Genomic DNA, 22,135 nt, shown 5'->3' with positions numbered 1-22,135 from the left:
ACTCATTTCCGCACCTAGGTACACGTACTCAGGCGGCGGTGGCGCCACCAGTTCTACGCCGTCCCGCCCCACCACGGCACCGCCGATCGGGGGTCATGACGCAGCCTCTCAGCGGTTCCCGCTGACCCGGCCGCGCAGCAGCAGCGACAGCGCCGAGTGCACGTCGTCCAGCGACCGCTCGCTCTGGAACGACTGCCAGTCCAGCGCGGCCACCAGCACCATGCCGACCATCGCGGCGGCCGTCAGCGGCACGTCGATCTCCGCGCTGAGCTCGCCCCGCTCCACGCCCTCGCGCAGTACCGTCTCCACGACGGCCACCGCCTCCCGCCGGACCACCATCAGCGTGGACTGCCACGCCCGGTTCGTCCGCCACAGTTCGGCGACGTACAGCTGAGTGAAGGCCGGGTACCGGTCGATGAAGACGAGGCCGGCCCGGATCATCGCGTCGAGTGCCTCGACCCGGCTGCCGCCCCGCTGCTCCGTCTCCTCGGCCGCGGTGCGCAGCGAGGCCGTCAGCAGGCCGACGCCGTGGCGCAGCAGCTCCTCGAAGAGTTCGTTCTTGCTCGCGAAGTTGTAGTAGACGGTGCCCTTCGCGACCCCCGCCCGCTCGGCGATCTCGTCGACCGTGGTCGCGGAGAATCCCTGCTCGGCGATGAGCGTGACGGCCGCCTCGTAGAGCTTCTGGCGCGTCGCCTGTCGGCGGCCGCTGCCGCCGGTACCGGTGCTGCTGGTGTCCATGGCGCTGATTCTCACAGGTCAACCGATCTCTACAGGCTCAGTTCCGGGTGCAGCCGGTCCATCGTCCACACCTGCTTGCCGCGGGCGGCGAGCGAGGTGAGGAGCAGGGAGCCCGCCGTGAAGGCGACCAGGACCGCGCAGCCCACCCAGACCCGGGTGAGGTCGCCGCCGGAGATGAGGCGGCGCAGCCCCTCGACGATGTACGTCATCGGCAGGTACGGGTGGATCCAGTTGAAGAAGGCGGGACTGGTCTCGACGGGGTACGTACCGCCCGCCGAGGTCAGCTGCAGCATCAGCACGACGAGGACCAGGATCCGCCCGGCCGCCCCGAACTTCGCGTTGAGCCACTGGACCATCGCCGCGAAGCAGGCGGTGGCCAGCGCGAGGAAGCCGATGGCGAGCGCGGGGTGTGCCATCTCCAGGCCGAGGGCCCAGTGGAGTACGGACATCAGCGCGAGGACCTGCAGGACGCCGATGCCCACCACGGGCAGCCAGCCGGCGAACGCGATCCGCCAGGGCGAGGCGCCGGCGGCCAGGGCCCGCCGGTTCAGCGGCGCGATGAGCATGTAGGCGACCATCGCGCCGACCCAGAGGGAGAGCGGGATGAAGTACGGCGCGAAGCCGGTGCCGTAGTTGGGCGCCTTGTGCAGTGACTGGTTGGCGAGCTTCACCGGGTCGGCCATCACCTGGGTGCGGGCGTCGCGCTGCTGCTGGTCGTAGTCCGGGATCTTGCCGACGCCGTCGTGCAGACCGCCGGCGAGTTCGCCGGTGCCGTCGACGAGCTTGTACATGCCGCCGTCGAGGCGGTGGGCCCCGTCGCCGAGTTTGCCGACGCCGTCGCCGAGGGCCTCGGAGCCGTCGGCGGCCTTGCCCAGGCCGGTGTGGAGCTGGGTCATGCCGGTGGCGACCTTGTGGGCGCCGGTGTTGAGGGCGTTGGCGTCGGCGACGGCCTGGTCGAGCCTGCCGGAGAGGGCGGGGGCGCCCGCGGCGAGCTTGCGGGCCTGCTTCTCCAGGTCGGTGAGCTGTTTGCGCAGGTCGGCCAGATCGCCGCCCGAGTCCTTGACCAAGGTGTCGACGTCGCCGGTGAGCTGGGCGGCCTCGGCGGTGGCGTCCTTCAGCCTCTTCATGTCGGCGCAGGCGGCCGGCAGGGGCTTGGCGGCAGCGCCCGTGCAGGTGCGGGTGTACGTGTCGGCGGCCAGGGCGGCGGCCTGCCTGCTGACCTTGGCTGCGGCGGGGGCCTTCTTGCTGAAGGTCTCGAGGTGGTTGCCGACGACCCGGGCGGTGTCCGCGACGAGCAGCGCGGTGTCGGCGAGCTGCTTGGGATTGTCCAGGTAGGGGCGGACCTGGGAGGCGGTGCCGTTGATCTTGTCCGCGACCTGCTGGGTTCCGGCGGCGATGTCCTTCGAACCGGTCTCCAGCTTGCCCGCGGCCGTGTTGAGCTTCGTCAGCCCGCCGGTCAGCTCGCCGTTCTTCTCCTCGACCGTGTCGAGGCCGTCGGCGATCTCCTTGGCGCCCTGCTGCGCCTTGCTCGCGCCGTCCTTGAGCCGGTCGGCTCCGTCGGCGGCCTCGGCGGTCTTGTCGTGGAGGTCGGAGAAGGAGACGAAGATCTTGTCGAGGAAGCCGCGGGAGGCGTTGGTGGACGCCGCGGAGCGGACCTCGGAGAAGACGGTGCGCGAGATCGACCCGACGATGTAGTTGTTCGCGTCGTTCGTACGGACCTGCAGGGCGCCGGCGGTGGGGGCGTCACCCGCACTGGAGGTGATCTTCGCGCTGAAGTCGGCGGGCATGGTGAGGGAGAGGTAGTACGTCCCCTTCTCCACTCCCTCGGCCGCCTCCTCGGCGCTGACCTCGCGCCAGTCGAAGGTCTTGCTGTCGTGGAGCTTCCTGGCGATCTCCCCGCCGGCGTCGACGTGCTTGCCGTCGACGGTGGCGCCCTTGTCGGCGTTGACGAGGGCGACGGGCACCTTGCCCAAGTTCTGGTACGGGTCCCAGAAGGAGCACAGGTACAGCGCGCCGTACAGCAGCGGCAGCAGGAGCAGCGCGATGAGCGCGGCCACGGGCAGCTTCCCCCGCCCGAACCGCTTCAGCTCAAGCGCGGCGAGCTTCGGCGAGCGCATCGTCCGTCCCCCTCGTGTCGTCGTCGGTGCCGTCGGTCTTGTCGGTGCCGCCGGTCTTGTCGCTGTCTGCGGAGTTCTCGCCGGCATCGGCCCCGGCCTTGGCTGCGGCCCCGGCCTTGGCTGCGGCCCCGCCCTTGGCTGCGGGCTTCGCCCCGGGTCCGGCTGCGGGCCCGGCCTCGGCGGCTCCCGTGTGCAGGACCGTCACGTCGTCCGGCGCGTCGCTGCACACCGCGAGGACCGTGGTCCCGCGGGCGGCGATCGAGCGGAGCAGGGTCCAGGCCTCGGCGCGTTCGGCGTCCGAGAGCTTGAGGTCCAGGTCGTCGAGGGCCAGCAGCCGCGGCGAGCCCAGCAGGGCGATGGCCACGGACAGCCGGACCGCCTCCAGACGCTCCAGATCCCGTACGGAGGTGCGCGGGCCCTTGGGCAGCAGGGCCAGGTCCAGCCCGGCGGCGGCCAGGGCGGCGTCGATCCGGGCCTGCGTGCCGGCGCGGCGCTCGCCGCGCGGGCGGAGCAGGGCGCGCACGGGTCCCTCGTAGCGGCGCTGGAGCAGAGCGCCCTCGCGCAGCTGCTCGGCGACGGTGAGGGACTGGTCGAGCTCGTTGACCCCGGCGACCGGGCCGAGGGCGGCGATCCGCCGGACCGCGGTCATGTGCTTCGGCAGCCGGTGGCCGGCGATCTCGGCGTGGCCCTCGGTGGCCTTCATGCGTCCGGTGAGGGCGAGGAGCAGGCAGGTCCGGCCGCTGCCGGAGGGGCCTTCGACCGCGATGAGCGAGCCGGGCTCCGCCTTGAGGCCCACTCCCCGGAACACCCAGCCGCGCGGGCCCTTGAGTCCGAAGTTCTCGGCTTTGACGGCCGCACCGTGCGGGCTGTCCACGCCGCCCCCCTTCTTTTGAACTGACTGGTCAGTTCAAAAACTAGCACCTTCGGGTGCACCACATGCGCACAGGGGGGCAGTTGACCGGACAGAGGGGGCAAAACAGCAGGTCAGCGTGATTGTCAGTGGCGACCGTCACGATGGATGCAGGCACAAACACAGACACAGCAGTACGCAACGACAGGAGGTTCGTCATGGCCACACCGTCCCCGTCCCCTGTCCACCCCGTCCCGCGCAGGTCGGCCGCGCCGCCGGCCGCGCTCGATCTGCTCGCCAAGGCCCGCACCGGCCTGGCCGAGGCCGCCCGGCTGACCCGGCCCAACGAGCGGTACGCCACCGCCCACCTCGCCGCGCTGCGCACCGCCGCGGCCGTACTCGCCGCGCGCGGGCGGCCGGAGCCGGTCGGCGCGCGGCGCCGGCCCCGGATCCGCAGCGCGTGGGAGGTACTGCCGGAGATAGCACCGGAGCTGACGGAGTGGAGCGCACTGTTCGCCTCCGGCGCCGACCGCCGGGCACGGGCCGAGGCGGGGATACGGGATGCGGCGTCGGCCCGGGACGCGGACGATCTGGTGCGTGCCGTGGCGATGTTCCTGCGGCTGGTGGAACGGATGCTCGCCCTCCAGCCGGTGGCCCCGGCGCTGCCTCAGCCCCGTCCCGAGCGCTTGGAGCCTCCGGACGCGGGCTGAGCCGACCGGGGTGACCGGTGGGGGATGCTCCAGGCAATAGGGTGGGGTTCACATCTCTCACCCTTGTCGCGCCGAGGAGCCAACAGCCGTGTCGGACACTTCCCGCCCCCGTGCCTCCCTCCGCACCGCCGTGGTGTGGGAGGTCCTCAAGGAGGCGCTCGACCGCCGGGTGAAGGCGACCGGGCGGGATGTGCTCGACGTGCTGGACACCGGCGGCGGCACCGGCAAGTTCGCCGTGCCGGTGGCCCGGCTGGGCCACCGGGTGACCGTGGTCGACCCCAGCCCGAACGCGCTGTTCGGGCTGGAGCGCCGCGTCGCCGAGGCCGGTGTCGCCGACCTGGTGCGCGGGGTGCAGGGCGATGCCCAGGGCCTGCTGGACGTCGTCGAGCGCGACGCGTACGACGTGGTGCTCTGCCACGGCGTGCTCGAGTACGTGGACGATCCGGCCGAGGGCGTGGCCAATGCGGTCGCCGCCCTGCGCCCCGGCGGCACGCTCAGCCTGCTGGGCGCCGGCCTCGGCGGGGCCGTGCTGGCCCGCGCCCTCGCCGGCCACTTCACCGAGGCCCGTACGGCGCTCACCGACCCGGCCGGCCGCTGGGGCGCGGGCGACCCGGTACCGCGCCGCTTCACCGCCGAGCAGCTCACCGAGCTGGTCGGCGGGGCCGGCCTGGAGGTCGGCTCGGTCCACGGAGTCCGCGTCTTCGCGGACCTCGTCCCCGGCGTCCTGGTGGACACCGAGCCGGGCGCGGTCGAGGCACTGCTGCGCCTCGAGGAGGCCGCGGCCGAGCTGCCCGCCTTCCACGCGGTCGCGACGCAACTGCACGTTCTGGGCGAGAAGCGCGCCTGATCTGCGGAGCTTCCGCTCACGGAGTACGCCGGACACCCTCCGATCCGGCGATCGGCGCCGTATGATCGTGGGCAGTGACCGGCATGGTGGACGGGCCAATGGGGAATAAGCGCCTCAGTGACCGCCCACCCGGCGGTACGGTTTCGCGCAGGTTCAGCTCAGGCAGCGCCTATTCGGGCGGCGCCTTTTTCGGGCCGTGATTTTGGCACCTTGCGCAAAGGGCGGGTATCACGGGGGCGATTCCCCGCCTATCCTGAAGGGGACCCCTGGTCGCTACCCCCCGCGACCGACGGATGAGGAGGACTCCCGTGCCGCTCTCGGAGCACGAGCAGCGAATGCTCGAGCAGATGGAGCGAGCGCTGTACGCCGAAGATCCCAAGTTCGCGACAGCGCTTGAGGGAAGCGGACTGCGTACGTACACCCGGCGACGGGTCTACCAGGCAGTCGCAGGCATTGTGGTGGGTATCGCGCTCCTCATGACCGGTGTGATCATTCCGAACGTACTCTGGGTCAGCGTGGTGGGATTCCTCGTCATGCTCGGCTGTACGGTCCTCGTGGTCACCGGTTGGCGCAAGGCACCCAAGCCTGGCGAGCAGCCCGTCTCCGGCAGTGCAGGCGGTTCGGCCCAGGGCCGCAACCGACAGCGTCGGTCGATGATGACCCGCATCGAGGAGCGGTGGCAGCGCCGCCGCGACGAGCAGGGGCAGTAGGCCCCCCGCAGACACGGGTGAGGGGACGGTCGCCGCACGGCGACCGTCCCCTCACCGCTCTGCCCCGCCGATCCGTACCATCGGCCTGACTCCCGGATCGCCCCTCCCGCGGCGCGATCCTGCGGCATGATGACCCGGTGAGTGTGCTCCCCCTGGTCTTCACCAGCGGCTGGGCCAGTGGGATCAACGCCTACGCCGTGGTCCTCCTGCTCGGCATCTTCGGCGCGACCGGACTGACCGACGAGGTCCCCGAGTCCCTTCAGCGCACCGACGTGCTCATCGTCGCCGGTGTGCTGTTCCTCTGCGAGGCCGTCGCCGACAAGATCCCGTACGTGGACTCGGCCTGGGACACGGTGCACACCGTGATCCGCCCGGTGGCCGGGGCGGTGGTCGCCGCGCTGCTGGCCGGCCAGAGCGGCTCGCTGTCCGACATCGCCGCCGGCGCGATCGGCGGTTCCACCGCACTGGCCAGCCATTTCGTCAAGGCCGGCACCCGCATGGCCGTCAACACCTCGCCGGAGCCGTTCAGCAACATCGCGCTGAGCACCGCCGAGGACCTGGGCGTGGCCGGCATCGTCACCTTCGCCATGTTCAACCCCCAGGCCGCCGCGGTCATCGCGGCCGTCCTGCTGGCCGCCGGTCTGGCCATACTCGTGTTCCTGTGGACCCGGATCCGCCGCTTCCTGCGCCGCCGGGCCCAGCGCCGCGAGGAGAAAAGGCTCGCCGCCGAGGAGCGGGAGGCGACCGCGCGGGCCACGGTGCCACCCCGCTGACCTCCCGCGATCCCGCTCGATAGGGTCATCCGCATGGCACGAATTGCGGTGATCGGCGCCGGCATGGGCGCGATGGCTACGGCGGCCCGGCTGGCCGTCGCAGGGCACCAGGTGACGGTGTACGAGCGCGGGTCCACGTACGGCGGCTCCGTCGGCCGGTACGAACGCGACGGTTTCGTCTTCGACACCGGGCCCGGGCTGCTGCACCTGCCCGCCGTCTACCGCGACCTGTTCGTCAAGACCGGCAAGCGGCCCCTGGAGGACTGTGCCGAGCTCGTCCAGGTCGACCCGGCCGTCCGGCACGTCCTGGCCGACGGGACAGCCGTCACCCTCCCGGGCGGCTCGCGCGGCGGCGCCGCCGCCGTCCTCGACCAGGCCTTCGGCGCGGGCGCCGGGGACCGCTGGAACGGGGTCCTGGGCCGGGCCCGGGACGCCTGGAACGCCACCCGCCGCCCCCTGCTGGAGGAGCCGCTGCGCCCCGACTGGCAGGTGCTGGGCCGCGATCCGTACCCCGCACTGCGCGGGAGCGGCCTGCTGCGCCGCCGCCCGCCGACCCTCGCCGAGGTGGCCGGGCGCGAGCTGGGCGGGGAGCTCGGCGAGCTGCTGGCCGCCCGGGTGCGGGCGTACGGGATCGACCCCGCCACCGCGCCCGCCGCGGCGGCCGTGCTCCCGTACATGGAGCAGACCTTCGGCAGCTGGTACGTGCGCGGCGGGATGCGGGAGCTGGCCACCGCCGTGTACGAGCGCTGCCGCGAGCGGAAGGTCGCCTTCGTCTTCGAGGCGCCGGTACGGGAGGTCCTGGAGCGGGACGGCCGGGCGGCCGGGCTGCTGCTGGCCGACGGCTCCGAGGCCGCCGCCGACCTCGTGGTCTGCGGGGTCGACCCGCGGCAGCTGGGAGCCCCGCTGCCGGCCGGCGGCGCCCCGGCCCGCGGGCCGGGGGTGGCCGGCCGGCTGACCCTGCTGCTCGCGCTGCGCGGCGCCCGCCCCGCGGACGCCGTCCACCGCACCCTGGTCCACTCCCCCGGAAACCAGCTGACGGTGCTGCGCCCCGACGACCCGGCCGTGCGGCCCGACGCGGACCACGAGGCGGTCACCGTGAGCGCCGTCTGCGGCCCTGCGGACGCCTCTGCGCCGCGCGTGGAGGCGCTGCTGGACCTGGCCGCCCGGGCCGTGCCCGGGCTGCGCGAGCGGCTGCTGTGGACGCAGACGCGTACGCCCGCGGACATCGAGGCGGCCACGGGCGCGCTGGGCGGCGCCGTGCCGCCGCCCGCCCTCGCCGGAGCCGGCGGCCGGATGCTCTACCCGGCCAACACCACGGCCCTGCCGGGGCTGTTCCTCGCGGGCGGCTGGGCGCATCCCGGCGGCGGGCTGGCGCATGCCGGGATGACCGGGGCCCTGGTGGCCGGACTCATCGTGGAGGGCGCGGAGTTCCGCGGCTCCCAGTGACACGGACGCCCCCGGGGAACGGACCCCGGGGGCGTTCCCCCTGCTTCACGGCCTCCTCGGCCGCACGGCCTCAGTAGCGGTACTGCTCGTACTCGCCGGAGCCCTGGTACGGGTACTCCTGCGGCTGCTGCTGCGGATACTGCTGCTGGTCGTCCCCCGGGTAGGGAAGGCCCGCCCCTTCGGTGGACCGCTGCTGCGGCACCCACACCCCGCCGGGCGGGGTGTCCGTGGAGTACTGCTGCTGCCCGCCCGCGCTCGCGTACGGGTCGGCGGAGTAGCCGGCGTACGGGGTGTAGTCGTACGGCTGTTGCGGGATGACGGCCCCGCCGGTGCCGATGTACGGGTCCGAGTAGGCGGCGTAGACCTGCTGTTCGCCGCCGGCCGGGTAGCCCGCGGAGTAGTCGTAGCCGCCCTGGGTCTGCGGCTCGTAGGACTGCGCGTCGTAGTAGGGCGCGTACTGGTGGGCGTCCTGCTCGGCCGTGGAGAACGGCGAGGCGAACGCCGCCGTCTGCCCCGCGCCGGCGGTGGGCGCGAAGCTCTGTATCCCGTACGACCCGGTGTCCTCGGGCAGCGGCTCCGGGCTGTAGAACTCCTCGGTCGCGGCCTGGAACTGCGGCTCCGGCCGCTCCCTGCCGGACTCGTCGGGCGTGTCGGCGCCGTCGCCGTCCACGGCCGTCCCGTCGGACCCGTACTCCAGCGCGGTCACCTGCAGCGCCGGCTCGGGGCGCGGACCGCCCGCCCGGCGGCGCCGGGTCTGCCGTACGGGCTGGCCGCCCCGGCGCAGCGCCCAGCCGGCCTCGAAGCCCTTGCGGAAGGAGAGCGTCACCAGGGTCTGGCCCACGGCGAACGCGGCCGCGCCGATGCCGATGACGAGCACCGACGGCAGCACGACACCGGCGACCACCCCGAGGAACCCGGCGAACGCGAGCAGGCGCCAGCGCAGCCGGGCCTTGTACTGCATCAGGACCTCGGCAAGCAGCCACAGCGCGACGAAACCGAACGCGATGTAGAGGACCGTCATTCCCATGCGTGGCACCTCTCGGTACGGCCGCCCCGCCCAGGAAAACGGGAGCCAGCCGATCAGGCCCGCTGGTGCAGGCCCAGGTTCTCGTAGATCTCGAGAGTCGCCGTGGAATTGTTCAGCGTGATGAAGTGCAGCCCCGGGACACCCTCGGACAGCAGCCGCGCGCAGAACTCCGTGGCGAACTCGATCCCAATGGAGCGTACAGCGGCTGGATCGTCCTTGACGGCGAGCATGCGCTCTTTCACGGCTGCGGGGAAGACTGCGTTGCTGAGTTGTGGCAACCGGTCGAGCTGCTTGATGCCCACAACAGGCATGACCTCGGGGATGATCGGGGTCTCGCAGCCCGCCTTCTCGGCGCTGTCGCGCAGCCGCAGATAATTCTCCGGATCGAAGAACATCTGGGTGATCGCATAGTCGGCCCCGGCACGGCACTTGTCCACGAAGTGACGGATGTCCGTGTCCCAGTCCTCCGAGCGCGGGTGCATGTCGGGAAAGGCCGCGACGCCCACGCAGAAGTCGCCGGACTCCTTGAGCAGCCGGACCAGGTCGGCGGCGTAGTGCACGCCCTCAGGGTGCGCGACCCAGGGACCCATGGGGTCGCCCGGCGGGTCGCCGCGCAGGGCCAGCATGTTGCGGATGCCGGCGTCGGCGAACTGGCCGATCACGTGGCGCAGCTCGGCGATGGAGTGGTCGACCGCGGTGAGGTGCGCGACGGGGGTCAGGGTGGTGTCGGCGGCGATCTCCTGGGTGGCCTTGACGGTGCCGCCGCGGGTGGAGCCGCCGGCCCCGTAGGTCACGGAGACGAAGCTCGGGCCCACCGCCTCGATCCGGCGCAGCGCGTTCCATAGGTTGCGCTCGCCCTTCTCCGTCTTGGGGGCCCAGAACTCGAAGGAGTACGACGGGCTCCCGGACGCCAGCAGGTCACGGACCGTGCGTGCACGGTCCGTACGGGTGGAAGCGGTACCAAGAGCCATACGGGCAGGTTAGACGCGCGTTCGGGGTCACCGAAGCCGTGTCCGCCTTTTGGACACGTTTTTGGACACCTCTACGGACGCTTATGTCGATACGTACGGCGTCCGCATGCGCGCGGACGGCTACGCGGAGACGCGCTCCCGGACCCGCTTGGCCAGATCGGCGGCGGCCGCACCCGGGTCGGAGGCCTCGGTGAGGGCGCGGACGACCACGATGCGGGTGGCTCCGGCGTCGAGGACCTCGTCGAGGTTGCCGGCGTCGATGCCGCCGATGGCGAACCAGGGGCGGGCCTGCGCCAGCGAGGCCGCGTACCGGACCAGCCCGAGGCCGGGGGCGTACCGGCCGGGCTTGGTGGGGGTGGGCCAGCAGGGGCCGGTGCAGAAGTAGTCCACGCCCGGCTCGGCGACGGCGGCGTCGACCTCGGACTCGGCGTGGCAGGACCGGCCGATGAGCACCCCCTCGCCGAGGATCGCGCGGGCGGCGGGCACCGGGATGTCGCCCTGGCCCAGGTGCAGGACGTCGGAGCCGATGGCGTGGGCGACGTCGGCGCGGTCGTTCACCGCGAGGAGCCTGCCGTGCCGGCGGGCGGCGTCGGCGAACACCTGGAGGTGCTCGAGCTCCTCGCCCGCCTCCATGCCCTTGTCCCGGAGCTGGACGATGTCCACGCCCCCGGCCAGGACCGCGTCGAGGAACTCGGGGAGGTCCCCCTGCCGCTTGCGGGCGTCCGTGCACAGGTAGAGCCGGGACTCGGACAGCTGGGCGTTCGCGGACATGGGTACCCCCCGGGGTGGAAGCGGTGCACGGGCCGTCCAGGGCCCGTGCACCGCGGATGGATCAGGCGGCTCGGGTCGCTCGGGTCAGAGGGCGAGCGCCTGAGCGCGGCGCTTCACCTCCGTGCCGCGATTCTCGCTCAGCGCCTGGACGGGGGTGCCGGGCAGGGTCGGGTCGGCGGTGAAGAGCCACTCCAGCATCTCCTCGTCGGAGAAGCCGTCGTCGCGGAGCACGGTCAGCAGGCCCGGGAGGCCCTTGACGGTCTTGTCGCCGTCGATGAAGGCGGCGGGCACCTGCAGCGCGCGGTTCTCACCGCGGCGTACGGCGATCAGCTGACCTTCCTTGACCAGCTGGCGGACCCGGGTCACTTCGATGTCGAGCATCTCCGCGATGTCGGGGAGGTACAGCCAGGCGGGGACAAGGGCATCGATCTTTGCGTCAATCTCGGTCACGAGCACAAGCCTGCCACCTCGGACCGGCACCCGGTACCCGAGCCGACCCGTCCGGGTCTGCGGGCCAGCTAGACGAGGGCCGATTTCAGCGGGGTCGCGGGGTCGGAGACCTTGGCAGGGTCCACGGGGGCGCCCGTCTCGATCAGCTTCCGGCCCTGCGCCAGATCCCTCGGCCGGCCCACGGCCAGGACCGCGACCAGCGTCCCGGCCCGGAGCCAGCACACCGACCACGCCGCCTCGGCGGGGTCCCCGCGCCACATCAGCTCGTCCGCCCCCGCGTGGTGCCCCGCGTACTGCACGAAGCGCCCGAACTGCTCCGACCAGAAGTACGGCACCGGGTCGTAGACCTGCGCCGGAGCCCCCGCCACGATGTTCGCCGCGACCACGCGCGGCCCCTGCAGGGCGTTGTCCCAGTGGTGGACCAGCAGCCGCGCCCCGTAGCGCCCCGACGGGAACGACGCGCAGTCGCCGACCGCGTACACCCCGGGCAGGGAGGTCCGCAGGTACTCGTCCGCCGTGACCGAGCCGTCCGGGCCGAGCCCGACCCCCGAGTCCGCCAGCCACCGGGTCGCCGGCCTGGCCCCGATGCCCACGACCACCGCGCCGGCCGGCAGCTCCCGGCCGTCCGCGAGCAGCACGCGCCCGGACTCCACCGAGGCCACCTTGGCGCCGGTCAGCAGGGCGGCCCCGGCCTCCTCGTACCAGCGGGCCATGGGGGCCGCGACCTCCGCCGGCAGCGCCCCGGCCAGCACCCGGTCCGCCGCCTCGACCACGGTCACCGCGCAGCCCGCCTCGCGCGCCGCGGTGGCGAACTCGGCGCCGATCCAGCCCGCCCCGACGACCACGGTGTCCGGCGCCTGGGCCAGCACCGGGCGCAGCCGGGCCGCGTCGTCCAGGGTGCGCAGCAGGTGCACGCCCTGGACGCCCTCGGACCCGGGCAGCGTCAGCGGTTCGGCACCGGTCGCCAGTACGAGCACCTCGTACGGGACCGGACCCGCCTCGGTGTCCAGCTCGCGCTCGGCCGCCCGCAGCCCGGTGACCTCCACCCCGAGCCGGAGCTCGATGCCCAGCCCCTCGAAGTCCACGTCGAAGGCGGAGTCCTCGGCCTTGCCGAGCAGCACCGCCTTGGACAGCGGGGGCCGGTCGTACGGCTGGTGGGGCTCGGCGCCCAGCAGGGTCACGGGGCCGCTCCAGCCCTGCTCCCGCAGCGCGACCGCGGTCTGCACCCCGGCCATTCCGGCGCCGACGATGACGACGCCGCTCTGTGTCTGTTCCGTCTGCTCGCTCACACCGCCCAGCCTAGCGATCTGACGCTCCATCAGGAACAGCGGTCCGGGGAGCGGCCGGGGAGGCAGCCTTACCCGGCCCCGGCGCCGGGGTTAGTCTGGCCGTCGTACCTATCGCGGGAGTCCGGGCGTACCGGGCTGAGAGGGAGGCTGGACGGCCTCCGACCGTACGAACCTGATCCGGGTCATGCCGGCGAAGGGAGGGGCTGGACGCCCATGCACTCATCTCGGAAGGGATCCGCCGGGGGATCCGACGTCCTCGTCATCGGGGGCGGGATCATCGGCCTGGTCACCGCCTGGCGGGCGGCCGGGCGCGGACTGCGGACCGTGCTCGCCGATCCGGCGCCCGGCGGCGGCGCGGCGCAGGTCGCGGCCGGCATGCTCGCCGCCGTCACGGAGCTGCACTACGGCGAGGAGACCCTGCTGGGCCTCAATCTCGCCTCCGCCGGCCGCTACCCGGAGTTCGCCGCCGAGCTGGCCGACGCCGGCGGCGGGACGGACATCGGCTACCGCGCCTGCGGCACGCTCGCCGTGGCCCTCGACGCCGACGACCGGCTCCACCTGCGCGAGCTGCACGCCCTGCAGCGGCGCTGCGGCCTGGAGTCCGAGTGGCTCACCGGCCGCGAGTGCCGCCGCCTGGAGCCGATGCTGGCCCCGGGCGTGCGCGGCGGCCTGCGCGTGGACGGCGACCACCAGGTCGACCCGCGCCGGCTGGCGGCCGCGCTGCTGGCCGCCTGCGAGGGCGCCGGCGTGGAGATCCGCCGGGCGAACGCGGAGCGACTGCTCACCACCGCCGACCGGGCCGCCGGCGCACTGCTGGACGACGGTACGGAGCTGCGCGCCGACCAGGTGGTGCTGGCCGCGGGCTCGCTCAGCGGCCGGCTGGCCGGCGTACCGGCGGAGGTTCTGCCTCCCGTACGGCCGGTCAAGGGGCAGGTGCTGCGTCTCGCGGTGCCGGCGGCGTACGCGCCGTTCCTGTCACGGACGGTACGGGCGGTGGTCCGCGGCAGCCACGTGTACCTGGTGCCGCGTGAGAACGGCGAGCTCGTCATCGGCGCCACCAGCGAGGAACTCGGCTGGGACACCACGGTCACCGCGGGCGGCGTGTACGAACTCCTGCGCGACGCCCACGAGTTGGTGCCCGGCATCACCGAACTGCCGCTGACCGAGACCCGCGCGGGGCTGCGGCCCGGCTCCCCGGACAACGCCCCGCTGCTCGGCCCGACCGAGCTGCCCGGGCTGCACCTGGCCACCGGGCACTACCGCAACGGGGTGCTGCTGACCCCGCTCACCGGCGACGTGATGGCGGAGCTGCTGACCACCGGCGCGCTCCCGGAGATCGCCCGCCCGTTCACCCCGCGCCGCTTCAGCGCCGCACGTCAGGAGTCCTACGCATGACCATCTCCGTCAACGGCGAGCCGCGCGAGGTCGCGGCCGGCACCACCCTGGACGCGGTGGTCGCCATCCTGACCGCGGCCCCTTCCGGCGTCGCGGCCGCACTCAACGAGACGGTGGTCCCGCGCGGGCAGTGGCCGCTCACGCCGGTGGGCGAGGGCGACCGGATCGAGATCCTCACCGCCGTGCAGGGAGGCTGAGCGCGATGGCAGACGACGCTTTCGTGCTGGGCGGCCGGACCTTCTCCTCCCGCCTGATCATGGGGACGGGCGGGGCGCCGAGCCTGGACATCCTGGAACGGGCGCTGATCGCGTCCGGTACGGAGCTCACGACGGTGGCGATGCGGCGGCTGGACCCGACGGTCCAGGGCTCGGTCCTGTCGGTGCTGACCCGGCTGGACATCTCCGTACTCCCCAACACGGCGGGGTGCTTCACCGCGGGTGAGGCGGTGCTGACGGCGCGCCTCGCGCGGGAGGCGCTGGGCACGGACTGGATCAAGCTCGAGGTCGTGGCCGACGAGCGGACCCTGCTGCCGGACGGGGTGGAGCTGCTGGACGCGGCGGAGACCCTGGTGGACGAGGGCTTCACGGTGCTGCCGTACACGAACGACGACCCTGTGCTCGCGCGGAAGCTGGAGGACGTGGGCTGTGCGGCGATCATGCCGCTGGGGTCTCCGATCGGCTCGGGGATGGGCATCCGCAACCCGCACAACTTCGAGCTGATCGCGGAGCGGGCGGGGGTTCCGGTGATCCTGGACGCGGGGGCCGGTACGGCGTCGGACGTGGCCCTGGCGATGGAGCTGGGCTGCTCGGCGGTGATGCTGGCCTCGGCGGTGACCCGGGCGCAGGCTCCGGTCCTGATGGCGGCGGCCATGCGCGATGCCGTCTCGGCGGGGCGGCTGGCGTATCGCGCGGGCCGCATCCCGCAGCGCCGCTTCGCGGAGGCCTCGTCCCCGGCCGAGGGCCGCGCCGCCCTCGACCCGGAACGCCCGGCCTTCTGAGGGCGCCCGCTGCGCGGGGAGAACCAGCCTGCCGGCGTGCGAGGCGCGGGCGTGCGGGGGGCGGCCCCCGGGGTCCCCCGGACGGAGTCCGGGGGAGGCGCCGTACCGGCGCAGGTCCGGGCGGAGCCCCGGTGAACGGGAGAAGGGCGGGGCGGGGAGAGGGCCCCGTGCAGCGGGATACCGCACCCCGCCCGACCTGCGAAGCGGAGCCCACACGTCACAGCTGCGCTGCAACAAACCACCACCCGGGACGGGACTCCGGCACACGCTCGTAGAATCGCCGGGTGGATACGACCCTGGACGACCCCCTAGTCGGGCAGACACTCGACGGCCGCTACCGCGTCGACGCCCGCATCGCGGCCGGCGGCATGGCGACGGTCTACCGGGCCGTCGACACCCGCCTCGACCGCGTGCTCGCGCTGAAGGTGATGCACCCGGCGCTCGCCGCCGACGGCGGCTTCGTCGACCGGTTCATCCGCGAGGCCAAGTCCGTGGCCCGCCTCGCGCACCCCAACGTCGTCGCCGTTTTCGACCAGGGCACCGACGGGCCGTACACGTACCTCGCCATGGAGTACGTCTCCGGCTGCACCCTGCGCGACGTGCTCCGCGAGCGCGGCGCGCTGCAGCCCCGCGCCGCCCTCGACATCCTCGAGCCCGTCCTGGCCGCGCTCGGCGCCGCCCACCGGGCCGGGTTCGTGCACCGCGACATGAAGCCCGAGAACGTCCTGATCGGCGACGACGGCCGGGTCAAGGTGGCGGACTTCGGGTTGGTCCGGTCCGTCGACTCGGTCACCAGCACCACCGGCTCCGTCCTCGGCACCGTCTCGTACCTCGCCCCCGAGCAGATCGAGACCGGCAGCGGCGACACCCGCGTGGACGTCTACGCCTGCGGTGTCGTCCTGTACGAGATGCTCACCGGCTCCAAGCCGCACTCCGGCGGCACCCCCGCCCAGGTGCTCTACCAGCACCTCCACGAGGACGTGCCGCCGCCGTCGGCCGCCGTCCCGGGGCTGCCGGGTGTCCTGGACCAGCTCGTCGCGTACGCCACCGCCCGCGATCCGGAGCTGCGCCCCTCCGACGCCGCCGCCCTGCTCGGCCTGGCCCTCGACGCCCGCGCGCTGCTCGGTGACGCCGAGCTGGACGCCGTGCCCCCGCAGGCGCGTGCCGAGACGCGGAGCGCCACCGAGGACCGCACCGGCGTGATCCCGCGGCCCGTCGCGGTGCAGCCGCCCGTGAACCTCACGTCCCGGCTGGAGCTCCCGGACGGCCCGGAGGCCCGGCCGGCCCCGGCTTCGCCGCCGGCTCCGCGCCGGCCGCGGCGCGGCACGCTGCTCGTGATCGCCGGGGTGCTGCTCGCGCTCGGTCTGGGCACAGGTGTCTGGTACATCAACGCCGGCCAGTTCACGAAGGTCCCCAACCTGCTCGGGAAGACCGAGGCGCAGGCCAAGTCCGAGCTGTCCGCGGCCGGCCTCGGCGTGAAGCGGATCGACCGGAAGTTCAGCGACGCCTTCGACCGCGGGACGGTGATGAACTCCGACCCGGCGAGCGGCCAGCGCATCCGCGGCAACGGCGCGGTGGTACTCACGGTCTCGCGCGGCCCGGAGGTCGTCGTCGTACCCGATCTGAAGGGCAGGCCGCTGGACGACGCGAAGGCCGAGCTGACCAAGAGCGGTCTGGCTCCCGGCCTGGTCACGCAGGCGTTCAGCCAGGACGTCGCCCAGGGTTCGGTGATCTCCACCGATCCGACGGGCGGGCAGAAGCGGTCGCCCGACACGGCGGTCGCGATCGTGGTCAGCAAGGGCCGGCCGGTCCAGGTGCCGAACGTGGCCGGACGGCCCCTCGACCAGGCGCGGGCCGCCCTGCAGGACGCCGGACTCAAGGTCGAGACGGCCGCCGACCAGGTCAACTCGCCGTTCCCGGCCGGTACGGTCGCCAACCAGTCGATCGGCGCCGGAGCGCAGGCCGCGACGGGTGACACGGTGACGCTCACCGTGTCCAAGGGCCCCCGGCAGATTCCGGTGCCGAACGTGACCGGCCAGGAGGCGGACGTGGCCCGCAGGACGCTGGAGGCGGCCGGTTTCAAGGTGAAGGTGGAGCGTCCGTTCCTGTCCTTCAGCAACACGGTGGACGCCCAGTCGGTGCCGGGCGGCCAGAACGCCCCCGAGGGCAGCACGATCGTCCTGCGGACCAAGGGGCTGTAGCGGCAGTGGACCAGAGGGGCACGGAGCAGGCCGTGCGCAATCCCGTGGGCGGGCACGTCCCCGTCGCCGGCGGGCTCGCCTCGGTGGGGCTGGCGTACGCGCGGGAGATGGGTGCGGAGGCCGTCCAGGTCTTCGTGGCCAATCCCCGCGGCTGGGCCACCCCGGTCGGGAACCCGGCACAGGACGAGCTGTTCCGGGCCGGGTGCACGGCCGGGTCGATCCCGGCGTACGTGCACGCGCCGTACCTGATCAACTTCGGCTCGCACACCGAGGCGACCGTGGAGAAGTCGGTGGAGTCGCTGCGGCACTCGCTGCGCCGCGGCCGGGAGATCGGTGCGCTCGGGGTGGTCGTCCACACCGGCTCGGCGACCGGAGGGCGCCCGCGCGAGGCGGCGTACGCGCAGGTCAGGGAGTACATGCTGCCGCTGCTGGACGAGCTGGTGCACGACGACGACCCGTTCCTGCTGCTGGAGTCCACGGCCGGGCAGGGTTCCTCGCTGTGCTCGCGGACCTGGGACTTCGGGCCGTACTTCGAGGCGCTGGAGCACCATCCGAAGCTGGGGATCTGCCTGGACACCTGCCACATCTTCGCCGCGGGACACGATCTGGCGGAGCCGGGCGGCGCCAAGCAGACGCTGGACCTGCTGGTGGACACGGTGGGCGAGGGGCGGCTGAAGCTGATCCACGCGAACGACTCGAAGGAGGGCGTGGGCGCCCACAAGGACCGCCACGCCAACATCGGGCAGGGCCACATCGGCCGGGACGCCTTCGCCGAGCTGTTCACGCACCCCGCGACGGAGGGTGTCCCGCTGATCATCGAGACGCCGGGCGGCAAGGAAGGGCACGCGGCGGACGTGGCGCTGCTGAAGGAGCTGCGCGAGCTCCACTGATCCGTTGAGGAATACCCCTGGGGGGTATACGGTTCTGCTATCCGCAGGACCGTTGTCCGGCGTTTCCCAGGGGGTTGCGATGGAACACGCACACCACGAGCACGACACGCACCACCAGCACCACGACAGCCGCCACGGCCAGGCCAGCTGGGCCATGGCGGCCAAGGCCACCCTCCACTGCCTCACCGGCTGCGCCATCGGCGAAGTGCTCGGCATGGTCATCGGCACGGCACTGGGGTGGGGGAACGTTCCGACGATGATCCTGGCGATCGTCCTGGCGTTCTTCTTCGGTTACGCCCTCACCCTGCGCGGAGTCCTCGCCGCCGGCGTGGACCTGCGTACGGCCGTCCGGGTGGCGTTGGCCGCGGACACTCTTTCGATCGCCGTCATGGAACTGATCGACAACGGCGTGATCGCGCTGTGGCCTGGAGCGATGGACGCGCACCTCGCGGACGCGCTGTTCTGGATCGTGCTGGCGATCTCGCTCGCGCTCGCCTTCGTCGTCACGACCCCGGTCAACAAGTGGCTGATCGGCCGCGGCAAGGGCCACGCGGTCGTGCACCGGTACCACCACTGAGCACGGGCCCCGGCCCGCCCCGGGTGGCAGGCCCTACAACTCGGGGCCGTCCCCCGGCTCCTCCTGGTACGAGTAGCGCTGCTCGCGCCAGGCGTCGCCGATGTTGTGGTAGCCGCGCTCCTCCCAGAAGCCGCGGCGGTCGGCGGTCATGTACTCGATGCCGCGGACCCACTTCGGGCCCTTCCAGGCGTACAGGTGCGGGACCACGAGCCGCACCGGGAAACCGTGCTCGGCGGTGAGCAGTTCACCGCCCTCGTGGGTGGCGAAGACGGTCCGGTCGGAGGCGAAGTCGGCCAGCCTCAGATTGGAGCTGAAGCCGTACTCGGCCCACACCATCACATGCGTGACCTGCGGCGACGGCGGCGCCAGGGCGAGGATGTCGCGGGCGAGGACCCCGCCCCATTCGGCGCCCTGCATGCTGAACTTCGTCACGCAGTGCAGGTCCGCCACGACCGATTCGAACGGCAGGGCCGTGAATTCCTCGTGGTTCCAGCAGTGCTTGTCACCGTCGGCGGTGGCTCCGAAGACGCGGAACTCCCAGCGGTCCGGCTTGAACTTGGGGACCGGGCCGTAATGGGTGACCGGCCAGCCGCGCTGCAACCGTTGCCCCGGTGGAAGCTCCAGCTGCTCTGCTCCCGGAGATTCCCGGCTTTCCGGCTGACCCATGCCTCCATGGTGACAGACGTGGCGGGGTGGTCACGACCAGCTATGCCCCTATACGGGCAAGTCACGGCAACTCACACTAAGGAGGCACTTACTGGACGGCCTCCTGCGGCGGTGCAAGGATGCGCGCACTCCCCCAGTCACGGCTGGGAGGTACCCCCAGACCCGTCACACAGCTGACATTGCCTGGAAGGAGCCTCTGCAATGCAGGGCGACCCCGAGGTCCTCGAGTTTCTGAACGAGCAGTTGACCGGCGAGCTCACGGCGATCAACCAGTACTGGCTCCACTACCGGATCCAGGACAACAAGGGTTGGACCAAGCTCGCGAACTACACCCGTGCCGAGTCCATCGACGAGATGAAGCACGCGGACAAGATCACCGAGCGCATCCTCATGCTGGACGGGCTGCCGAACTACCAGCGGCTCTTCCACGTACGGGTCGGCCAGACCCTGACGGAGATGTTCCAGGCGGACCGGCAGGTCGAGGTCGAGGCCATCGACCGCCTCAAGCGGGGGATCGAGGTGATGCGCGGCAAGGGCGACGTGACCTCGGCGCGCCTCTTCGAGGAGATCCTGGGGGACGAGGAGCACCACATCGACTACCTCGACACCCAGCTGGAGCTCATCGAGAGCATCGGTGAGCCGCTCTACATCGCGCAGCTGATCGAGCAGCCGGAGAGCTGAGCCGCAGCGCGACCCTGCGGGCCCAGGCCTTACGCGGCTTCCGCGAGCTCCGGGTCGGCGGCGAGCACGGCGGCCGCGTTGCCCTTCTCCAGCAGCTCCCGGCGCGGGCAGGCCCCGCGGCCCAGGATGCCCTGGATGGTGCGTACGCATGATCCGCAGTCGGTGCCGGCCTTGGTGACCGAGGCGATCTGGCGGGGGGTGCAGGCCCCGGCGGCCGCGTGCTCCTTGACCTGCTTGTCGGTGATCCCGAAGCAAGAGCAGACGTACACGCGGTTCACCTCCCTGGCAGGAATGGTTTTGCAGCCATCCCCTATTCGGTGAGGCTTACCTAACCGTACCCAAAGTGAGGCTCGCCCAAAAGCCCTGGGAACGACTGTGGGGCACGGATCACATCGATCCGTGCCCCACTCTCGTGCGTTTCTACCTACTGATCGCGCTTACTGATCGCGGTACATCTCGGCGACCAGGAAGGCCAGGTCCAGGGACTGGCTGCGGTTGAGCCGCGGGTCGCAGGCCGTCTCGTAGCGCTGGTGCAGGTCGTCGACGAAGATCTCGTCGCCGCCGCCCACGCACTCGGTGACGTCGTCACCGGTGAGCTCGACGTGGATGCCGCCCGGGTGGGTGCCGAGGCCCTTGTGGACCTCGAAGAAGCCCTTGACCTCGTCGAGCACGTCGTCGAAACGGCGCGTCTTGTGGCCCGAGGCCGCCTCGAAGGTGTTGCCGTGCATCGGGTCGGTGACCCAGCCGACCGTCGCACCGGAGGCGGTGACCTTCTCGACCAGCTCGGGGAGCTTGTCGCGGACCTTGTCGGCGCCCATGCGGACGACGAAGGTCAGCCGGCCCGGCTCGCGCTCGGGGTCCAAGCGGTCGATGTACGTCAGGGCCTCGTCCACCGTGGTGGTCGGGCCGAGCTTGATGCCGATCGGGTTGGCGATCTGCGAGCAGAACTCGATGTGCGCGTGGTCCAGCTGGCGCGTGCGCTCACCGATCCAGACCATGTGGCCGGAGGTGTCGTACAGCTTGCCCGTACGCGAGTCGGTGCGGGTCAGCGCGCCCTCGTAGTCGAGCAGCAGCGCCTCGTGGGAGGCGTAGAACTCGACGGCCTTGAACTCGGCCGGGTCGGTACCGCACGCCTTCATGAAGTTCAGCGCGTTGTCGATCTCCCGCGCGAGCTGCTCGTAGCGCTGCCCGGACGGGGAGGACTTCACGAAGTCCTGGTTCCAGGCGTGCACCTGGCGCAGGTCGGCGTAACCACCGGTGGTGAAGGCGCGCACCAGGTTCAGCGTCGACGCGGACGCGTGGTACATGCGCTTCAGCCGCTCGGGGTCCGGGATCCGGGCCCCTTCGGTGAAGGCGAAGCCGTTGACGGAGTCGCCGCGGTAGGTCGGCAGGGTGACGCCGTCGCGGGTCTCGGTGTCCTTGGAGCGCGGCTTGGAGTACTGGCCCGCGATGCGGCCGACCTTGACGACGGGCACGGAGGCGGCGTACGTCAGGACGGCGCTCATCTGGAGCAGCGTCTTCAGCTTGGCTCGGATGTGCTCGGCGGACACGGCGTCGAAGGCCTCGGCACAGTCGCCGCCCTGCAGCAGGAACGCCTCGCCCTTGGCGACGGCTCCCAGACGGGCGCGCAGCTGGTCGCACTCACCCGCGAAAACGAGCGGAGGATACGACTCGAGGTCCGCGACGACAGCGCGCAGTGCCTCGGCATCGGGGTACGAAGGCTGCTGCGCCGCGGGAAGGTCTCGCCAGGTCGCCTTGGCGGCGGGGGCTTGGGTTTCAGCGTTCACGGTCACCTCGTACACATTACGGCGTCTTGCGTCACGTCCAGCCCGGCGCCCACTGGGTGAGACGGGTGTCTCTGCGGGTGCGGGTGGGCTATCGTCGGCGGCATGTACGCGCTCTCGAACCAGAACTGGTGGTGGCCCGCTCCCGGCGGCCCACTTCTCGCGCGTACCCACTGACACGCACGACGCGAAGGCCGCCCGAGGGGCGGCCTTCGGTGCTTTCCGGGCCCGGCCGCTCCTCTTCA

23 protein-coding genes and 1 riboswitch are annotated in these 22,135 nt (G+C 72.3%); of the genes, 12 read left to right on the top strand and 11 right to left on the bottom strand.

Going from position 1 to position 22,135, the window contains the following annotated elements; translation table 11 throughout:
• Positions 1–108: 108 nt before the first annotated feature.
• The 3 genes from ACZ5WG_RS30895 to ACZ5WG_RS30885 are packed head-to-tail and all read right to left on the bottom strand — an operon-like array spanning position 109 to position 3,729.
• On the bottom strand, positions 109–738 hold the full coding sequence (locus ACZ5WG_RS30895) for a TetR/AcrR family transcriptional regulator (protein ID WP_363175119.1): 630 nt from the start codon (positions 736–738) through the stop codon (positions 109–111).
• 29 nt (positions 739–767) lie between these two features.
• On the bottom strand, positions 768–2,855 hold the full coding sequence (locus tag ACZ5WG_RS30890; protein ID WP_468727512.1) for a YhgE/Pip family protein: 2,088 nt from the start codon (positions 2,853–2,855) through the stop codon (positions 768–770).
• Complete coding sequence (locus ACZ5WG_RS30885) at positions 2,827–3,729, bottom strand: ATP-binding cassette domain-containing protein (RefSeq protein WP_468727510.1); 903 nt, start codon at positions 3,727–3,729, stop codon at positions 2,827–2,829. Before ACZ5WG_RS30885 ends, ACZ5WG_RS30890 begins: the two co-directional genes overlap by 29 nt.
• Before the next feature lie 194 nt (positions 3,730–3,923).
• Between ACZ5WG_RS30885 and ACZ5WG_RS30880 the strand changes: the two genes are divergently transcribed.
• From ACZ5WG_RS30880 to ACZ5WG_RS30860, 5 genes are all read left to right on the top strand, one after another.
• Positions 3,924–4,415, top strand: a complete 492-nt coding sequence (locus ACZ5WG_RS30880) for an SAV_6107 family HEPN domain-containing protein (protein ID WP_468727508.1) — start codon at positions 3,924–3,926, stop codon at positions 4,413–4,415.
• 88 nt (positions 4,416–4,503) lie between these two features.
• Positions 4,504–5,262, top strand: coding sequence for a class I SAM-dependent methyltransferase (locus ACZ5WG_RS30875; RefSeq protein ID WP_365954914.1), 759 nt, complete (start codon positions 4,504–4,506; stop codon positions 5,260–5,262).
• A 308-nt stretch (positions 5,263–5,570) separates the two neighbouring features.
• The gene (locus ACZ5WG_RS30870; RefSeq protein WP_468727506.1) at positions 5,571–5,972 is read left to right on the top strand and encodes a DUF3040 domain-containing protein; all 402 of its coding nucleotides are present in this window, start codon (positions 5,571–5,573) and stop codon (positions 5,970–5,972) included.
• A gap of 137 nt (positions 5,973–6,109) precedes the next feature.
• Positions 6,110–6,745, top strand: a complete 636-nt coding sequence (locus ACZ5WG_RS30865; protein ID WP_468727504.1) for a DUF4126 domain-containing protein — start codon at positions 6,110–6,112, stop codon at positions 6,743–6,745.
• A 33-nt stretch (positions 6,746–6,778) separates the two neighbouring features.
• Positions 6,779–8,191 carry a phytoene desaturase family protein gene (locus ACZ5WG_RS30860; RefSeq protein ID WP_468727502.1) on the top strand — a complete coding sequence of 471 codons (1,413 nt, stop codon included), beginning with the start codon at positions 6,779–6,781 and terminating at the stop codon, positions 8,189–8,191.
• 70 nt (positions 8,192–8,261) lie between these two features.
• Here ACZ5WG_RS30860 and ACZ5WG_RS30855 read toward each other — a convergent pair whose 3' ends face one another.
• The 5 genes from ACZ5WG_RS30855 to ACZ5WG_RS30835 form a co-directional block, all read right to left on the bottom strand.
• Positions 8,262–9,218: a hypothetical protein gene (locus ACZ5WG_RS30855; protein ID WP_468727500.1), complete on the bottom strand. Its 957-nt coding sequence runs from the start codon at positions 9,216–9,218 to the stop codon at positions 8,262–8,264.
• 53 nt (positions 9,219–9,271) lie between these two features.
• Positions 9,272–10,189 carry a methylenetetrahydrofolate reductase [NAD(P)H] gene (metF, locus tag ACZ5WG_RS30850; protein ID WP_468727498.1) on the bottom strand — a complete coding sequence of 306 codons (918 nt, stop codon included), beginning with the start codon at positions 10,187–10,189 and terminating at the stop codon, positions 9,272–9,274.
• A 120-nt stretch (positions 10,190–10,309) separates the two neighbouring features.
• The gene (thiE, locus tag ACZ5WG_RS30845; RefSeq protein ID WP_468727496.1) at positions 10,310–10,960 is read right to left on the bottom strand and encodes a thiamine phosphate synthase; all 651 of its coding nucleotides are present in this window, start codon (positions 10,958–10,960) and stop codon (positions 10,310–10,312) included.
• 84 nt (positions 10,961–11,044) lie between these two features.
• Positions 11,045–11,410, bottom strand: coding sequence for an Rv2175c family DNA-binding protein (locus ACZ5WG_RS30840; protein WP_266667823.1), 366 nt, complete (start codon positions 11,408–11,410; stop codon positions 11,045–11,047).
• A gap of 68 nt (positions 11,411–11,478) precedes the next feature.
• Positions 11,479–12,699, bottom strand: coding sequence for an NAD(P)/FAD-dependent oxidoreductase (locus tag ACZ5WG_RS30835; protein ID WP_468727495.1), 1,221 nt, complete (start codon positions 12,697–12,699; stop codon positions 11,479–11,481).
• Between the two features lie 103 nt (positions 12,700–12,802).
• Positions 12,803–12,915: riboswitch (TPP riboswitch) on the top strand.
• Between ACZ5WG_RS30835 and thiO the strand changes: the two genes are divergently transcribed.
• The 6 genes from thiO to ACZ5WG_RS30805 all read left to right on the top strand — a co-directional run bounded on the left by thiO (position 12,913) and on the right by ACZ5WG_RS30805 (position 18,759).
• Positions 12,913–14,094, top strand: a complete 1,182-nt coding sequence (gene thiO, locus ACZ5WG_RS30830; protein WP_468727493.1) for a glycine oxidase ThiO — start codon at positions 12,913–12,915, stop codon at positions 14,092–14,094. It overlaps the preceding riboswitch by 3 nt.
• Positions 14,091–14,291 (top strand): sulfur carrier protein ThiS, encoded by a 201-nt coding sequence (gene thiS / locus ACZ5WG_RS30825; protein ID WP_468727491.1) that lies wholly within the window; start codon positions 14,091–14,093, stop codon positions 14,289–14,291. The genes thiO and thiS overlap by 4 nt, the downstream gene beginning before the upstream one ends.
• 5 nt (positions 14,292–14,296) lie before the next feature.
• Positions 14,297–15,091, top strand: a complete 795-nt coding sequence (locus tag ACZ5WG_RS30820; RefSeq protein WP_468727490.1) for a thiazole synthase — start codon at positions 14,297–14,299, stop codon at positions 15,089–15,091.
• A 284-nt stretch (positions 15,092–15,375) separates the two neighbouring features.
• Positions 15,376–17,292 (top strand): Stk1 family PASTA domain-containing Ser/Thr kinase, encoded by a 1,917-nt coding sequence (gene pknB / locus ACZ5WG_RS30815; RefSeq protein WP_468727488.1) that lies wholly within the window; start codon positions 15,376–15,378, stop codon positions 17,290–17,292.
• A 32-nt stretch (positions 17,293–17,324) separates the two neighbouring features.
• Positions 17,325–18,182, top strand: a complete 858-nt coding sequence (locus ACZ5WG_RS30810; RefSeq protein ID WP_468727486.1) for a deoxyribonuclease IV — start codon at positions 17,325–17,327, stop codon at positions 18,180–18,182.
• Positions 18,183–18,261: 79 nt separating this feature from the next.
• Complete coding sequence (locus ACZ5WG_RS30805; RefSeq protein WP_468727484.1) at positions 18,262–18,759, top strand: DUF4396 domain-containing protein; 498 nt, start codon at positions 18,262–18,264, stop codon at positions 18,757–18,759.
• A 33-nt stretch (positions 18,760–18,792) separates the two neighbouring features.
• On the opposite strand, the gene ACZ5WG_RS30800 is transcribed toward ACZ5WG_RS30805, so the two are convergent.
• Complete coding sequence (locus ACZ5WG_RS30800; RefSeq protein ID WP_053785179.1) at positions 18,793–19,425, bottom strand: sulfite oxidase-like oxidoreductase; 633 nt, start codon at positions 19,423–19,425, stop codon at positions 18,793–18,795.
• A 201-nt stretch (positions 19,426–19,626) separates the two neighbouring features.
• Here ACZ5WG_RS30800 and bfr point away from each other — a divergent pair, with 201 nt between their 5' ends.
• Positions 19,627–20,106, top strand: a complete 480-nt coding sequence (bfr, locus tag ACZ5WG_RS30795; RefSeq protein WP_030291847.1) for a bacterioferritin — start codon at positions 19,627–19,629, stop codon at positions 20,104–20,106.
• Positions 20,107–20,135: 29 nt separating this feature from the next.
• On the opposite strand, the gene ACZ5WG_RS30790 is transcribed toward bfr, so the two are convergent.
• Both ACZ5WG_RS30790 and ACZ5WG_RS30785 read right to left on the bottom strand, forming a co-directional pair.
• Complete coding sequence (locus ACZ5WG_RS30790) at positions 20,136–20,384, bottom strand: (2Fe-2S)-binding protein (protein WP_468727482.1); 249 nt, start codon at positions 20,382–20,384, stop codon at positions 20,136–20,138.
• Positions 20,385–20,543: 159 nt separating this feature from the next.
• Positions 20,544–21,908 carry a class II 3-deoxy-7-phosphoheptulonate synthase gene (locus ACZ5WG_RS30785; protein ID WP_468727480.1) on the bottom strand — a complete coding sequence of 455 codons (1,365 nt, stop codon included), beginning with the start codon at positions 21,906–21,908 and terminating at the stop codon, positions 20,544–20,546.
• Positions 21,909–22,135: the final 227 nt, after the last annotated feature.

The organism is Streptomyces sp. NPDC032745 (assembly GCF_055579465.1).
Note: the sequence above shows the minus strand (reverse complement) of the source record. Positions and strands in the feature narration are given on the sequence as shown.